The sequence below is a fragment of the Stutzerimonas stutzeri genome (assembly GCF_024448715.1).
GTDB lineage: Bacteria > Pseudomonadota > Gammaproteobacteria > Pseudomonadales > Pseudomonadaceae > Stutzerimonas > Stutzerimonas stutzeri_AR.
On the sequence record NZ_JAMOHZ010000006.1, the window covers coordinates 298,033 to 313,330 of the forward strand.

Below are 15,298 nucleotides of genomic sequence, written 5' to 3' on the forward strand. Positions count from 1 at the left end.
ACCCAAGCTATTGCAGACTCGGTGATCGAAGTCACAAGCACTGGCTAGGGCACGGGAGGATGCGTTCGGGCAGCGGCGGTGGCGGCTCGACGAGCTGGGAAACCAGCACCAGCGCCTTTTCGAAGGAGGGGTAGCCGCTCTGTGCAACGTCCAGTTCAGCGTAGGCCTGGCGGTACTCGTCGGCCTTGTCTGTGTTCCGGTCTGCCACTAGATAGGGCTCCTGGTAAATCTTGTAGAGCAGCGCCACGGCGTGCGGGTGGCCTTTTTTCCTGGCTTGTTCCAGCAATCGCAGCACTTCCGATTGCTGCGGGCCCTGACGGATCAGCAGCAATGCCTGATAGAACTCGGTCTCGCCACGCTCATCCAGGCGGGCGCTGCGATCGAGCAGTGCATGGGCGAGCTCGTAGCCGTCTTCGTCGCCGACGGAGATGAGGATCTTCGCCTGCAACAGGTCGTTCTGGTAGAGCAGCCGCTCCGCGCGGCAAGCGCTGCCAGGTTGATCGCATGACTGTGAGGCGCAGCCGCCTAAGGCCATGAACAATCCGATCACCAGTGCGTTCTTCATCGCTGCCTTGTTCTCTTGATGATTTATATGTGTCAGCGCGACTTCTGACCTGCGCGTTTCGTTTCTGTTCAGCTCTGCTTCATGGCTCGGTAGCGATAGGCTTGAGGCCATAGTGGAACAGTAGGATTTGCCACTCTGGATTGTCCGGGAGGGATTTGAGCATTCCGTCGAGGTAATCGGTAACGCCTGCGCCAAGCGTGTCGGTAAACAGTAAGTGCCGTGCGAACTGATACAGGGGAACCGTCGAAATATACAGTTCGCCCAAATTCTGCTCCTTGCGGTAGTAGAGCAGGGTGGAGCGTGGGATCAGCAAGGTATTGATGCGCCCGGAAAGGAGCTTCTGAATATTTTGCAGGTCGGTCTGGACATTCTGGCGCTTGATCGCGCCGCTAGCGATATCCTCTTCGAGTCCCTGATAGCGATGACCGAGCACGCCGCCCAGAACGAGACCGTGCAGCGATTCGGGTCCTGCATATTCGAAGGGCGCATCGGGTAGCGAGACGAAATCCTGCTGATCGATCAGCAACGGTTCCGACCACCTGGCGCTTGCCGTCTGAGCGGCGGTGAAGAAGCTCGGCGTAGCCCAGAGCAGGACGCCGGGCCGCTTTCGGGCGAGGCGGACGTCCACGCGTTTGCGCGGCAGTTCCACCAACTCAAAGCGAAAACGGTCGCGGTTGGCCGGATCGCGATTGAGCAGTTCGACGAATGCATGCGAAAGGCCCTGAGCATTTCCGAGAACGAAAGGGGGCGAAAAGTGATAGGTCCATACCTCGACGCGCTGCTGCGCTGCGCAGATCGAAGGCAATAGAACGAGCACAAGCACCAGAACGAGTCTCTGCATGGCGCACCTATCGGCGGAGTTGTGAAGCGGCCGGCCCAGGGCTTGGTGATGCGGCCCGCGATGGCTTTTGTCTGTTCGACAATGAGCAAGCATAGTCGACCGGCCGCATGGCGCGAGCAGCCGGACAGGGGCAAGCCTTAGAAGCGTTCGTGCTCGCCGAGAAAGCGCCACTCGCCGACCGGCAGTTTGGCCATCGACAGACGTCCGATGCGGATGCGTTTGCAGCTGAGCATCTGTAGGCCGATGGCTTCGCAGAGCTGACGTAGATCGCCGGTTTGTGGTGCCTTGATAACGATGCGCAGACGGGTTTCGTTCTGCCAGCTGGCCTTGGCTCTCGGCAGGACTCTGCCACGGTGCCCGATGCCTTTGGCCAGCAATGCCAGGCCGCCTTCCTCGGGCTCGCCAGCGACTTCCACAATGTATTCCTGTTCGAGCTTGTCGCGTGGGTCGGCGAGCTTGCGGATTACCTCGCGCTGTTGGCTGAAGATCACCAGGCCACTCGCATCCGGTTCCAGTGGCAGCAAAGCAGTCTGGCGCGCGTGGTGCCGCTCGCGTGGTCTAAGACGAGCATCATCGCCTGTCCAGTGACTCGCCCGTGCAAGCTGTAGCTGGGCCTCGGATGGGTCCGCAGGGGTAGGTTGGCCGGCTGGCTTGTGCAGCAATAAAGTGACCGGCGGCACTTCGGTCGCGGTAGCGCCTGGCAGCAGTTCGATTCGCTGATTGTCGACCTTGAAATAAGGGGCTTCGATGATTTTTCCGTCGACGCTGACCCAGCCACCTTCGATATACAGCTCGGCTTCGCGCCGGGAACAGCCGAGCTGCTCGGCGAGGCGTTTGGACAAGCGTATCGGGTCGGCCATGGATATCTCGGATGTTGCGGGAGGGAAACCTGGCGAGCCACTGCGGTACTGCAATGACAGCGGAAGCTCGCTTATCGGTTAGGTGTTGCGGGTTACTTCTTAGCTATTTATTTCTTACTGATGGTGATCTGCCGCGATGGGCCTTGAGTCTGGCCACTGACCCCGTTAGGAATCTTCTGGACTTCGCCACCGGCCTTCAGAAAGGCAGCCATCTGAGCGGCTAGAGACTGGCTGGTTTCGCTGGCGGGTTCTGGTTTGCGTTTGGCGGATGTGGTCTTGGAGGCCATCGTCATCTGGTTCCTTTGGTCAGTCGAACCGGACATTATACAGATCTGGCTAATTTTTGTTCGATTTTTCCGCGGGCGGCAGTTTGCGGAAGCGGTTATGCGGCACGCAATTTAGGCTGGCACTGATTTAGCTACAGATGGGGAGCATTCTCGCCGACCGCCGGTCAACTGCTATGCCGGTCGATTCTCGGAGTCGCCGGCCCCATCTGGGTGCTGCAGGAGATGTTCGCTACGAGCTCGTTTCGCCATCCCCGTAGCCTGACAACACGCAAAGGAGGGGAGAGTGGCGGTCATCATCAGTGCAATCCTGTGCATCATCATCGGTCTGGCGCTTGCAGTTGGCGGCTGGAAAGTCATCGATCTTGGCGGTACCTGGTATTTCGCGGTCCTTGCGGTGGGCTTCTTGCTGACCGGCGTGCTGCTACTGGCCAAGCGCCGCTCTGCGCTCTGGGTTTACGCATTGGTCATGCTCGGCGCACTGGGCTGGGCGATCTACGAGGTGGGCTTCGACTGGTGGCAACTGGCACCGCGCGGCAGCATCATCGCTCCGCTGGGGTTGTGGTTGCTCACTCCGTGGATTGCCCAACGACTGGGTTGGCAGCATTTCGGTGCTCGCGCCTGGGGCGGTAGCGCGATCCCACTGATGATTGCAGTGGCGCTTTGGGGCGCAACCGCCTTGCACGCGATCACCACCGACAGCCACGACATCAAGGGCATGCTGCCGCAACCCCTGGCCGCCGCGCCTGCCGCTCAGGTGAATACCGCTGACAATGTGCCGGAAGGCGAATGGCATGCCTATGGACGTACTCAGCATGGCACCCGGTATTCGCCACTTGCGCAGATCACGCCGAGCAACGTCGATCGCCTGGAAGAGGTCTGGCATTACCACACCGGTGATCTGCGTCGCCCCGACGATCCCAACGAAACCACCTACGAAGTCACACCGCTGAAGATCGATGACAGCCTCTACATCTGCACGCCGCACAACTTTGTCATAGCGCTCGATGCCGAGACGGGCCAGGAGCGTTGGCGTTTCGACCCGCAGGTTCCGGATTCGACCAACCGGCAGCATCTGACCTGCCGTGGGCTTTCATACCATGTCAGCGAAACGCCCATAGGCGAATCCTGCCAGCAGCGGTTGTTCATGCCGACGGCCGACGCACGACTGATCGCGCTGGATGCCAAGACCGGCCAGGTCTGCCCGGCATTCGGCAATAACGGTACGGTAAATCTCTGGGCGAACATGCCGCATGTAAAGGAGGGCTTTTACTACTCCACATCGCCGCCTGTGGTCGCCAACGATCTGGTTATCATCGGCGGTGCGGTTAACGACAACGTCTCGATCAACGAGCCCTCCGGTGTAATTCGCGCCTATGACGTGCTGACTGGCGAGCTGAAGTGGAACTGGGACCCGGGCAATCCGGAGCAGACCGAGCCGATCGCTGAGGGCGAAACCTACAGCGAGAGCACGCCGAACAGCTGGAGCATCTCCAGCGCTGATGAAGAGTTGGGGCTGATTTACGTGCCGCTGGGCAATCAGGTGCCCGATCAGTGGGGCGGCAATCGCAGCGAGAACAGTGAGCGCTTTTCGTCTTCCATCGTTGCGCTCGATCTCGATACCGGCGAGCTGCGCTGGGTATTCCAGACCGTGCATCACGATCTTTGGGATATGGATGTGCCGGCACAGCCGAGTCTGGTCGATATCGACACGGAAAACGGGCCGGTGCCGGCGCTGGTCGCGCCAACCAAGCAGGGCGATATCTATGTGCTTGATCGCCGGACTGGCAAGCCGATTCTGCCGGTCCGCGAAGTGCCGGCGCCGCAGGGTGCCGCCGAGGGCGACTGGGCGGCGCCTACCCAACCGGCCTCGGCGCTGTCCTACGAGCCGCCGATTCTGCAAGGCAAGGACCTTTGGGGCGCGACGTTCATCGATCAGATGATGTGTCACATCCAGTTCCACTCACTTCGCTACGAGGGTCGCTATACGCCGCCGTCCACCCAGGGTTCGCTCATTCATCCAGGCAATTTCGGTGTGTTCAACTGGGGCGGGGTTGCGGTCGATCCGGTGAGGCAGATGGTGTTCAGTACGCCTGCCTATTTGCCGTTCACGTCAACGCTGATTCCCCGCGAGAATGATCAGGACACCTATGTTTCCAATAAAGAGCCGTATCTCAACGAGAACTTCGGCGCGCCCTTTGCAGTCGAGTTGAAAGCCTTCGTTTCACCCATCGGCCTGCCCTGTATCGCGCCGCCGTGGGGCTATGTGGCTGGCGCCGATCTGCGCACCGGCAAGACTCACTGGATGCGCAAGAACGGCACCGTACGTGACCGCGCGCCGATACCTCTGCCATTCAAAATGGGCGTGCCGAGCCTCGGCGGGCCGATGCTTACGGCCGGTGGCGTGGCCTTTCTCAGCGGCACGCTGGATTACTACTTGCGCGCTTACGACGTCACCACCGGTAAGCAGTTGGGCGAATGGCGGCTGCCGGCCGGTGGCCAGTCGACGCCTATAACCTACCTGAGCCGTTCGGGGCGACAGATGGTGGTCGTGGTTGCGGGCGGCCACGGCTCCCTTGGGACCAAGGCTGGAGACTCAGTCATTGCCTATGCCTTGCCGCAATAGCTGCTATCGAACAGGCCAGATCATGATTGCGTCTGGTCTTAAGACAACGATGTGATTCGGCTGGCCGCGTTGGCGCGCTCGCGTCCTACGGGCCTGCTAGAATCGCCGCCTTCGACTCACAGGACTCGTCACATGGCCGCAATCGGGCGCTTCAACAGCCTTCAGATCGTCAAGCACACCGGTTTCGGCCTCTATCTCGATGGCGGTCCGGATGGCGAGATTCTTCTGCCCAATCGCTATATTCCAAAGAACGTGCCCACCGAAGTCGAAGACTGGCTGAACGTATTCATCTACCTCGACAGCGAAGACAAGCTCATTGCGACCACTGAGAAACCCAAGGTTCAGGTCGGAGAGTTCGCCAGCCTCAAGGTGGCTGAGATCAATCGAGTCGGGCTCTTCCTCGACTGGGGCCTGCCCAAGGATCTCCTGCTGCCTCATTCCGAGGAAAAGCGCCCGCTGAACGAAGGCGACTATTGTGTCGTCCACGTCTATCTCGATAAGCACACACGACGCATCACCGCCACCGCGCGGCTGGACCGCTACCTCGACAAAACCCCGCCTCGTTACAAGGTCGGCGAGGCGGTGGATCTGCTCGTGGTGGAGCCGACCGAACTCGGCCACAAGGCGATCATCAACGGAAAGCATTGGGGTCTGATCCATAAGAACGAGGCGTTCAAGTTCCTGCGCGGCGGCATTCGCGAAAAGGGCTACATCAAGGAAATCCGTGCTGACGGCAAAATCAGTCTCAGTCTTCAGCCGGTGGGCAGTGAGGCCGGCGATGCCTTACAGGCACTGATTCTGCAGAAGCTTCAGGAAAACCAAGGCAGCCTGCCAGTCAGTGACAAGACCGCGGCTGACGAGATTGCGCGTCTGTTCGGCGTCAGCAAAGGCAACTTCAAGAAGGCCATCGGCGGTCTCTACAAGCAGGGCCGAATCGTCATTCATCCGGATCGCATCGAGCGCACCTGATCCTGCCAAAGCGGGGCTAGACAGGCTGTGTGAAAACTACTGCGCTCGGTTAGGCTGCGTTAAAAACAGGCTCGGATGCGAGCCCTGTCGGAATGCTCATTTACAGCTCGTAACTCGAGTGCGAGCCCAGTCCGCTTCCTCGCCTGTTTTTGTGGGGACGCCTAGTTCTTGCCTAACCTTCGCTCGCTACGTTTTCACACGGCCTGTAGAGATGGCGCCCGCTACTTTCCTCCCGCCGGTCGCACCCGAGCCACGCATTGCCGTGCTCGCTATCGGAAACGCCTCTAAATCCAGCTCTTATGCTGGTTTGCGGCGTATCGGTCGGTTCTCGTCCGGCAAGGCTTCGGCGTATCACCGCTTATCCCATGAGCACTACTGATGTAACGAAGGCGGAACTCGCGCCGATCGAGCCATGTCCAGAGAGAGCGCCTGAATTCTGTGGCGTTTCGCGAGGACAGGCCACACGTCGCGCGCCGGAGGTGGTGAGGGGGCGGGTGATGTCGCTTTTGAACATGCTTAATCGCGAGCAATAGATTCAGGTACGTCTGGCTTGCGTTCAGACCGTCCAGCAAGGCGCGATCTCGCCTCTCTAATAACAAAGCACCCGACCATTTTTTGTTTTGCCTGCCTCGGTCTGCTGATCAGAGCTGCATGCGGCTTTGTTTGTTCGATGGCTGGCCGCTGTTCATTACCGCTGCAGGGCCCATTCCCTGGGGCGGTAGCGTGCCTGAAGCGGTGGACGCGGCTCCAGCCACGAAACGCTTTGACACGTTATCGAGCTCACCGCTCATTAATTCTGCAACTGTCGGGGATATCTGCGGTCTGTTGCGTGTCTATGCCTCCTCACATCAGCCAGGCGTCGCGGCCGGAGTCGAGGCATGAACAATAATTTATCTCCGAGAAGGGATTCCAAATGAGGAAGATCACGCTCCCAGGTGTATCGCTACTGTGCCTTGCGGCCACCAACAGCTGGGCCGCTAGCGATCCACAGGATATTCGCATTGGTGGTTTCGAGTTCACCCCGACGTTGGTCGTGCGCGAGAGCTATGACGACAACTACCGCGGTCTGGCGGATAACGAGCAGGCGTCCTGGGTAACGGGTATTAACCCGACCTTCCTGCTCGGAACGGGCAATCGCAACAGCGAATACGAACTCGAGTACTCCTTCAACAGCGATATCTTTCATTCGGATTCCGAAGCCAGCAATACCGATCACCATCTGCAGCTCAGAAGCGTCATGGAATTCACCTCACGTCATCGTTTGAGCTGGGGCCTTGCCTACCACCGCGTGGAGGAAACTGCCGATACCGAGGCTGAAACCGAGAACGACAAGTACAGCAGGGCCATTGCCCGTGCTGCCTACCGTTTTGGTGCCCAGAGCGCTCGTAACCAGCTGGAGTTCGGCACCAACTACGAGCAGCGTCGTTATCACAACAGCGACAATCTCAACGCCTCCGAAGAACGCGACAGCCTGATGTTGAATTCCATCTGGTATCACCGCCTCGGTTCTCGTACCCGCTCGCTGGTAGAGGTGCGACACACCGACCATGACTACAAGCTCGCCAGTGCGCTGCGCGACAGCACCAACATGGCACTGCTCGGTGGTGCTACCTGGGAGGCGACGTCGAAGACCTCCGGCATGTTCAAGCTCGGCGCCGAGCGCAAGGACTTCGACAGCGACCAGCGAGAGGATTTCACCAGCCCCATGTGGGAGGTCGGCGTCACCTGGAAGCCGCGCACCTATTCGGCGTTCAATCTGACCTCGCGGCGTGCCTTCGATGAAGGCGACGACGGCGCCAGCACCATCAATGACTGGACCACCTTGGCTACGTGGGACCACGAATGGACCTCTCGTATTGCAACCGAACTGCTCTACCGCTTTTCGGATCGAGAGTACGAAGGAATCAATCGGGACGATGAACGCACCGGCTACGGTGCTGGCGTGACCTGGTCGCCGGACCGTTGGATCGACGTGACTCTGTCGTACCTCAGAACGGAAAACGACTCCAGCCTGAGCTCCGAAACCTATGACCGAAACGTTTACCTGCTGAATTTCGACCTGAGCCTTTGACGCCGGGTAGAACCTAATCAGTACCAAGGAGAAGCCGACCATGTTCATGCCGAACACCTTCAAATACTTATCGCTGCTGTTGCTGCTGGCTTTCAGCGCCGGTGCCAATGCCGCCCAATATCAGCTGGGCTCGGGCGATGTGATCAGCGTCAGCGTTCATGGCGAGCCTGATCTGTCCTTCGAAGAAATACGCCTGACCGACGCCGGCACTTTTACCTTTCCCTTTATTGGCGAGGTGGACGCCGACGGCAAAACGTCCGGTGAAGTACGCAACCTACTGGTGGAAAAGCTCAAGGATGGTTACCTGATCGACCCCCGCGTATCTGTGTCGGTGGTCAGTTACCGCGAGTTCTATATTGCCGGTGAGGTCAAGCTGCCTGGCGGTTATCCCTATCAGCCTGGGCTCACCCTGGACCGGGCAATCGCCTTGGCTGGTGGTCTGACCGAGCGTGCGTCGACCAAACGTATGACCATTGTGCGGGGCTCCGAAGGTAGCCGCGCCGAAGAGGAAGCCACTATGAATACCCGGGTCCGTCCTGGCGATACGATCAACATCGACGAAGGATTCTTTTGATGAACAGCCCAGTTCGCCCGGACCGACCATGGCAGCGCCCAGCCGGCGCAGTCGATAGCGACTTCATAGACATGAAAAAAATCTGGCATGCGATCTGGTCGCGCAAGTGGGGCATCGCCCTGCTGGTAGGGATCGTCGCCGTGCTGATGGTCATCCTGGTGTCGCGGATGACGCCAATCTATAAAGCCGTCGCATCGGTGCTGATCGAGACGAAGGGCACGCCGGTATTGTCGTTCCAGCCTGCAAGCGATTCTCCTGTCGAACTCAGCGAATACCTGCAGACCCAGCTCAGCTTGATGCAGAGCCGTGGCGTCGCGGAGCGTGTGGTACGTGACCTGAACCTGACCGAGCATCCGGAGTTTGATCCGCGCCAACAGCCCGGCCCGCTGATCGATTTCGCTGGCATCGTCGATACGCTGACCGGCGACGAGCCCGAGCCGCTCACCGAAGCGCAAATCATGGATCACGCCACTCAGGTATTCATGGACCGTACATCCGTTTGGGTCGAGGGCAAGAGCCAGCTGGTCTATCTGTCGGTTTCCATGGCAGATCGCCTGACCGCTGCGCAAGCCACCAATCAACTGGCCCAGGCTTACATCGAGGCTCAGTTGGAGGCGAAGGTCGACATGTCGATGACTGCTGCCAGCTGGATGAATGACCGTCTGGTCTCCCTGCGGGAAAATCTACAGGCCTCCGAAGACCGCCTCCAGGCCTATCTGGACGCCGAAGGATTGGTCGATCTGGATGGCGTCGGCACCATCAGCGCCAACGAGCTGTCTCTGACTGGCGACCGGATGATCGACGCCCGCCGTGAGCGTGCCGAGGCCGAAAGCCAGTACCGTCAGGTCGAATCCATGCGTAGCCAGGGCTGGGAGCGTCTGGCCAGCGTACCGGCGGTCCTCGGTCATCCACTGATCCAGCAATTCAAGGCCGATCAGGCACATGCCCGTTCGCGCGTCGAAGATCTCTCGCGTCGCTACGGTGATCGCCACCCTGGAATGGTTTCCGCGCGTTCCGATCTGAATGCGGCAACTGCCAGTCTGCGTCAGCAGGTCGAGCAGGTGGTGGCGAGCATCGAGCGCAACTATCAACTGGCCGTGGCCAACGAGAACTCGCTGCGCGCCTCGTTCGACGAGAACAAGGACCGCATCCAGGACATTTCCCGCAAGGAATTCAAGGTGCGTGATCTGCAGCGCGAGGTCGAAAGCGACCGCGCACTGTACGACACCTTTATGACCCGCCTGCAGGAAACCACTGCGACTTCGGACTTGAGTTCCACCAATGCCCGTGTGGTCGATTCGGCCATTCCGCCGGCTGAGCCCAGCGCGCCGAACACCAAGTTGATCCTGGTGGTGGCGTTGTTCCTGGCGTTGGTACTCGGCATTGCGCAGGCGATCATCCGCGAAATTCTCGACAACACCTTCAAGAGTTCCGAAGAAGTCGAGACCAAGCTGAACCTGCCGGTGATGGGTATCGTCCCGCAGGTGCCGCGCAAGCTGCGCAAGGAAGTCAGCCACCTGTTCGAGCGCAGCGGGGACAAACGCTTCTGCGAAGCCGTGCGAACCATTCGTACCAACCTGCTGCTGAGCGAAGCCGGTCAACCGCGACAGGTACTGGTAATCACCTCCACCGCGCCGGGCGAGGGCAAGAGTTCGGTTTCGGCCAACCTCGCGTTCGCTGTCGGTCAGCTGCATCGCGTTCTGCTGATTGACGCCGACTTGCGCCGCGCGACGCTGGACAAGTCATTCGATCTCAAGCCGGGGGCACCCGGTCTGGTGAACCTGATCGGTGGTAATGCCAAGCTCGAGGAGTGCATCCAGACGGTTGGTAACGTCGACATGATCGCGGCCGGTGCGGCGCCATCCAACCCGCTGGAGCTGCTGTCCTCGCCGCGTTTCGCCAAACTTCTTGAGGTCCTCAAGGGCCGTTATGACCGAATCATCATCGACTCGCCGCCGAGCCAGGCGGTCAGCGATGCGGCCGTATTGTCGACCCTCGCCGACGCGGTGATTTACGTGGTCAAGTCCGACAGCACCTTGATCCCACACGTACAGAAGGGTGTGAGTCAGCTGCAGAACAGCAGCGCGCCGGTAGCCGGTGTCGTGCTCAACCATGTCGATATCGAAAAAGCCAAGAAGAACGGTCAGTTCCGTGGCTACTACGACCATTACGGATACAGCGAGCAGACGGTCTAGCCCGCCTCGCCGATCCATCGCCCGGTCAGGTCCCGCCAGCGTGCGGCCCTGGCCCGGTTTGGACGTCTGCCCAGCAAGCGAATTGCGCCACCGGCCACCGAAAGGGTCGCGCCGAGGCACGCCTGTATCAATGTTTTTGAATCGAGGATCCTGCTATGAACATCACCGTCGTTGGAAGCGGCTACGTGGGGCTGGTTACCGGTGCCTGCATCGCGGAAATGGGTAACACGGTCTACTGCGTCGATGTCGACAAGACCAAGATCGACAACCTGAAGCAGGGCATTCTGCCGATCTACGAGCCTGGCCTCGAAGAAATCGTCACCGAAAACCATGCGTCCGGACGTCTGCACTTCACCACTTCGCTGGGCGAGGCGGTCGAACAATCGGAAGTGTTCTTCATCGCCGTCGGCACGCCGCCCGGTGAAGACGGCTCGGCCGACCTGCGCTACGTGCTGGAAGTCGCGCGGCAGATCGGCGATACGCTGACCGGCCCGGCGATTGTCGTGAACAAGTCCACTGTGCCGGTGGGCACGGCAGATCTGGTTCGTGCGGCGGTGGCCGAGCGCCTCGAAGCCCGTGGGGTCGCCATCGAATTCTCGGTCGTGTCGAACCCGGAATTCCTCAAGGAAGGCGCCGCGGTCAATGACTTCATGCATCCCGACCGGATCGTCATCGGCGCCGACAACGAGCACGCTCGCCAGGTAATGAGCGCCCTCTACGCGCCCTTTATCCGCAATCGCCCACGCACCATGTTCATGGGTATTCGCGACGCGGAAATGACCAAGTACGCCGCCAACGCCATGCTGGCGACCAAGATTTCCTTCATGAACGAGATCGCCAGCCTTTGCGAGCGCCTCGACGTCGACGTCGAGAACGTGCGCCTGGGTATCGGCTCGGACGAGCGCATCGGCTATCACTTCATCTATGCCGGCTGCGGCTACGGCGGCTCCTGCTTCCCGAAGGACGTCAAGGCGCTGATCAACATCGCCCATCAGAACGACTTCGAGCCCAAGCTGCTACAGGCCGTCGAGGCTCGTAACGATCAGCAGAAACATTCACTGTTCAACAAGATTTCCACGCATTTCAACGGCGATCTCAGCGGTCGCACCTTTGCCGTCTGGGGGCTGGCGTTCAAGCCCGGCACCGATGACATGCGCGAAGCGCCGAGCATCGTGCTGATCAACAGCCTGATCAATGCCGGCGCCAAGGTTCGCGCCTTCGATCCGGTGGCCCGCGAGACCGCCCGCAGCGAGTTCCCGGAAGCCTGGTTCGCCGATGGCCGCTTGCAGATCGTCGAAGGCCAGTACGAGGCTGCCATCGATGCCGACGCACTATGCCTGGTGACCGAATGGAAGCCGTTCCGCCGTCCGGACTTTCGCGCCTTGAAGCGTCTTCTGAACACCCCACTGATCATCGACGGGCGTAACCAGTACGACCGCGAACAGGTCAAACGCGAAGGTTTCGGCTATTACGGCATCGGCCGTCAGCCGGTTCAGGCCTGAGCGGGAATCGCGAGTGAGCGCCATCGATCAGCCCAGCGCCCGGCACGGCTCTTCCTTGTTCAGGGAAAGGCTGGCAGCGCTGTTGCACGGAAGCATGCGTAGCAAGTTGCTGCGCAATATTCTCACCGTAGTGACAGGTACCGCGGGTGCGCAGGCGATCACCCTGGCGTTCATGCCGGTGATCACCCGCATCTACGGACCGGAAGCCTACGGCGTTCTGGGCACCTTTCTCAGCGTCACCATGATGCTGATTCCGGTTGCTGCGCTGACCTATCCCATCGCTATCGTGTTGCCCAAGCGCGATGGCGATGCGCGTGGGCTGGTGCGTCTGGCGTTGGCGATCGCACTGACGCTGTCGGTGGTCGTTGCCCTGTCCCTGCATTTGTTCGGCGGGCGGCTGGCTGAGGCGCTCGAGATCCAGATCATCCAGCCTTACCTGATGCTCATCCCGTTCGTCATGTTCTGCGGGGCGGCATTGGAAATCTGTCAGCAATGGCTGTTTCGCACCCAGCGCTTCCGCATCACGGCGAGCGTTGCAGTAGGGAACTCGCTGCTGTTCAACTCGATGCGGACCATCGCCGGTCTGGTGCAGTCTTCTGCGCTGGTACTGGTGTGCACCACCGCTCTGCAGCAGGCCCTGCACGCGGCAATGCTGGGGCTGGCGATGCTGCGAACGAAACCCCATGAGGACAATCACACCGGCGAAGCGGGGCAGGATAGCCCTGGCATGTTTGAGCTGGCCCGCAAGCACAGCGACTTTCCCAAGTTTCGCGCCCCGGTGATGCTGATCAATGCTGTCTCGCAGCATCTGCCGACGCTAGTGCTCGCGGCCTATTTCGGCCCGGCCGCTGCTGGCTTCTTTGCTTTGTGCAAACAGGCGTTAACCATGCCGACCAACCTCATAGGCAAGTCGGTGGCGGACGTCTATTACCCACGTATCAGCCGCGCGATCCACGACCGGGAGCCAGTTGCGGCGATGCTGTTGAAGGCGACCACTGCTCTCGCGCTGGTCGGTCTGGTTCCGTTCGCGCTGGTCGCGATTCTCGGGCCATGGCTGTTTGCCTTTGTGTTTGGCGAGCAATGGCATGTGGCAGGCGAATATGCCCGCTGGTTGGCGCTGGCCGAGTATGTGGTCTTCGTTTCACGCCCTTGTGTAGTCGCGGTTCCGGCGCTGTCTCTACAAGGCCGTTTCCTTCTGTTCGAGATATTCAGCACCAGTTTGCGTGTGCTTTCGCTATTCGGCGGTGCGCTTCTGATCGGCAACGCGCTGGCCACTGTCCAGGCCTTTACCGTCGCCAGCATCGTCATTTATTCGTCGCTGATCGTGATCGTGCTGATCGCCTCGCGCAGGTGGTATGCGGCCCAGCACTCGACGTTTCAGCACCCCGAAAAGAGTTTCGATTGATATGAAGGTATTGCACTTGGTCGCCGGCGAGCTGACCGGAGGCGCTGCTCGCGGCGCCTACTGGCTGCATCAGGGACTGCGCTCGCTGGGTGTCGATTCGCTCGTCTACACCAATAGCCAGGTCACCCATGGTGACACTTCGGTGGTGTCCGTCAGCCGCAGCAAGAAAGACAAGATCATCAGCATCGCCAGAAGCCAGGCCGACCAGGCGTTCGCCAGCGTTTATCGGGGGCGGCAGTCGGGAATGTTCAGTGCCGGCGTGATGGGTGCCGACTTCACCGGCAGCGCCGATTGCCGCGAGGCTGACGTTGTGCATTTGCACTGGGTCAACGGTGGCTTCGTCGATATGAAGCACCTGGCCAAACTGCGCAAGCCGGTGGTCTGGACCATGCGTGACATGTGGCCGATGACTGGTGGCTGCCATTACGCCATGGGCTGCGAGAAATTCATCACCGGGTGCGGCAGCTGCGATCAGCTCGGCAGTACGTCCGACAAGGACCTGTCGCGCTTCGTGCTGAACCGCAAGCGCAAATACCTGCCCGAGTCGATGAAGATGATCGGCATCAGCGACTGGGTCACCGAGCAGGCCAAGCGGAGTCTGCTATTTCGCGATTTCGACGTGCGCACCATCCATAACAACGTCGACAGCAATGAATTCTTCCCGCTCGACAAGCAACTGGCTCGCCAGCTGTTGGGGCTGAACACCGACAAGAAGATCATTCTTACCGGCTGCACCAGCGCCAAGGACACCTACAAAGGCTTCGGCAAATACCTCGAGATGCTCAAGCACCTCGACCCGGCCAAGTATCACCTGTGCTTCTTCGGCAAGCTGGACCAGTCCATCGCCGATGGATTGGGTTTCGACTACACCTCGTTCGGCTATCTGCACGACAGCATCTCGCTGCGCCTGCTGTATTCGGCTGCGGATGTGTTCATCGCGCCGAGCCTGATGGAGGCATTCGGCAAAACGCTGGCCGAGGCTATGGGCTGCGGGACGCCGGTGGTGTGCTTCGACGCCACCGGCCCGAAGGACATCGTGACCCACAAGCACGACGGCTATAAGGCCGCGCCCTTCGAGGCCCTGGGGCTCGCCGAAGGCGTCGAGTGGGTCACCGGCGAGGCGGACTATCCACAACTCGCGCTCAACGCACGGGAAAAGATCACCAGCACCTTCGACAGTCTGGTCATCGCCCGGCAGTACCAGGCGCTGTACGAGGAAATGCTCGCATGAACGGTCCGTCCGTCCGCGCCGGGTATCGCGGTAACGCCTCGTTAACCTCGGCGGCCAACAATCAACCGAACTTGCTGTCTGTGGGGCAGGGCGCTCAGTTGCGCCTGCCCGGCAATGCATAAACCAACCCTTGTCATCTGGAACCTACAGGTACTCTGAAATGGAAAAGAAACGC

At 60.0% G+C, this 15,298-nt stretch carries 13 protein-coding genes; 9 read left to right on the forward strand and 4 right to left on the reverse strand.

The genetic code is table 11. The features are described from left to right. Window positions 1-31 precede the first annotated feature (31 nt). From NAV33_RS15510 to NAV33_RS15525, 4 genes are all read right to left on the reverse strand, one after another. Window positions 32-565 carry a hypothetical protein gene (locus tag NAV33_RS15510; RefSeq protein ID WP_255981602.1) on the reverse strand — a complete coding sequence of 178 codons (534 nt, stop codon included), beginning with the start codon at window positions 563-565 and terminating at the stop codon, window positions 32-34. A gap of 79 nt (window positions 566-644) precedes the next feature. Beyond that, the gene (locus NAV33_RS15515; protein ID WP_255981604.1) at window positions 645-1,406 is read right to left on the reverse strand and encodes a substrate-binding periplasmic protein; all 762 of its coding nucleotides are present in this window, start codon (window positions 1,404-1,406) and stop codon (window positions 645-647) included. 137 nt (window positions 1,407-1,543) lie between these two features. Continuing rightward, window positions 1,544-2,266 carry an RNA pseudouridine synthase gene (locus NAV33_RS15520; RefSeq protein ID WP_255981606.1) on the reverse strand — a complete coding sequence of 241 codons (723 nt, stop codon included), beginning with the start codon at window positions 2,264-2,266 and terminating at the stop codon, window positions 1,544-1,546. Between the two features lie 107 nt (window positions 2,267-2,373). Then, window positions 2,374-2,553 carry a hypothetical protein gene (locus NAV33_RS15525; RefSeq protein WP_025240851.1) on the reverse strand — a complete coding sequence of 60 codons (180 nt, stop codon included), beginning with the start codon at window positions 2,551-2,553 and terminating at the stop codon, window positions 2,374-2,376. A 283-nt stretch (window positions 2,554-2,836) separates the two neighbouring features. Between NAV33_RS15525 and NAV33_RS15530 the strand changes: the two genes are divergently transcribed. The 9 genes from NAV33_RS15530 (at window position 2,837) to NAV33_RS15570 (ending at window position 15,245) form a co-directional block, all read left to right on the forward strand. Next, the gene (locus tag NAV33_RS15530; RefSeq protein ID WP_255981608.1) at window positions 2,837-5,176 is read left to right on the forward strand and encodes a glucose/quinate/shikimate family membrane-bound PQQ-dependent dehydrogenase; all 2,340 of its coding nucleotides are present in this window, start codon (window positions 2,837-2,839) and stop codon (window positions 5,174-5,176) included. A gap of 132 nt (window positions 5,177-5,308) precedes the next feature. After that, a complete protein-coding gene (locus NAV33_RS15535) occupies window positions 5,309-6,145 on the forward strand; it encodes a CvfB family protein (protein ID WP_255981610.1) in 837 nt (278 codons plus the stop codon). 913 nt (window positions 6,146-7,058) lie between these two features. Next, complete coding sequence (locus tag NAV33_RS15540; protein ID WP_255981612.1) at window positions 7,059-8,216, forward strand: outer membrane beta-barrel protein; 1,158 nt, start codon at window positions 7,059-7,061, stop codon at window positions 8,214-8,216. Between the two features lie 40 nt (window positions 8,217-8,256). Then, entirely contained in the window at window positions 8,257-8,790 is a 534-nt protein-coding gene (locus NAV33_RS15545) for a polysaccharide biosynthesis/export family protein (protein WP_255981614.1), read from the forward strand. Continuing rightward, window positions 8,790-10,985: a GumC family protein gene (locus tag NAV33_RS15550; protein ID WP_255981616.1), complete on the forward strand. Its 2,196-nt coding sequence runs from the start codon at window positions 8,790-8,792 to the stop codon at window positions 10,983-10,985. Before NAV33_RS15545 ends, NAV33_RS15550 begins: the two co-directional genes overlap by 1 nt. Before the next feature lie 155 nt (window positions 10,986-11,140). Then, the gene (locus NAV33_RS15555) at window positions 11,141-12,487 is read left to right on the forward strand and encodes a UDP-glucose dehydrogenase family protein (protein ID WP_255981618.1); all 1,347 of its coding nucleotides are present in this window, start codon (window positions 11,141-11,143) and stop codon (window positions 12,485-12,487) included. Between the two features lie 13 nt (window positions 12,488-12,500). Beyond that, complete coding sequence (locus tag NAV33_RS15560; protein WP_255981620.1) at window positions 12,501-13,892, forward strand: lipopolysaccharide biosynthesis protein; 1,392 nt, start codon at window positions 12,501-12,503, stop codon at window positions 13,890-13,892. 1 nt (window position 13,893) lies between these two features. Beyond that, window positions 13,894-15,123, forward strand: coding sequence for a glycosyltransferase family 4 protein (locus tag NAV33_RS15565; RefSeq protein WP_255981622.1), 1,230 nt, complete (start codon window positions 13,894-13,896; stop codon window positions 15,121-15,123). After that, window positions 15,120-15,245, forward strand: a complete 126-nt coding sequence (locus NAV33_RS15570) for a hypothetical protein (protein ID WP_255981624.1) — start codon at window positions 15,120-15,122, stop codon at window positions 15,243-15,245. The genes NAV33_RS15565 and NAV33_RS15570 overlap by 4 nt, the downstream gene beginning before the upstream one ends. Window positions 15,246-15,298: the final 53 nt, after the last annotated feature.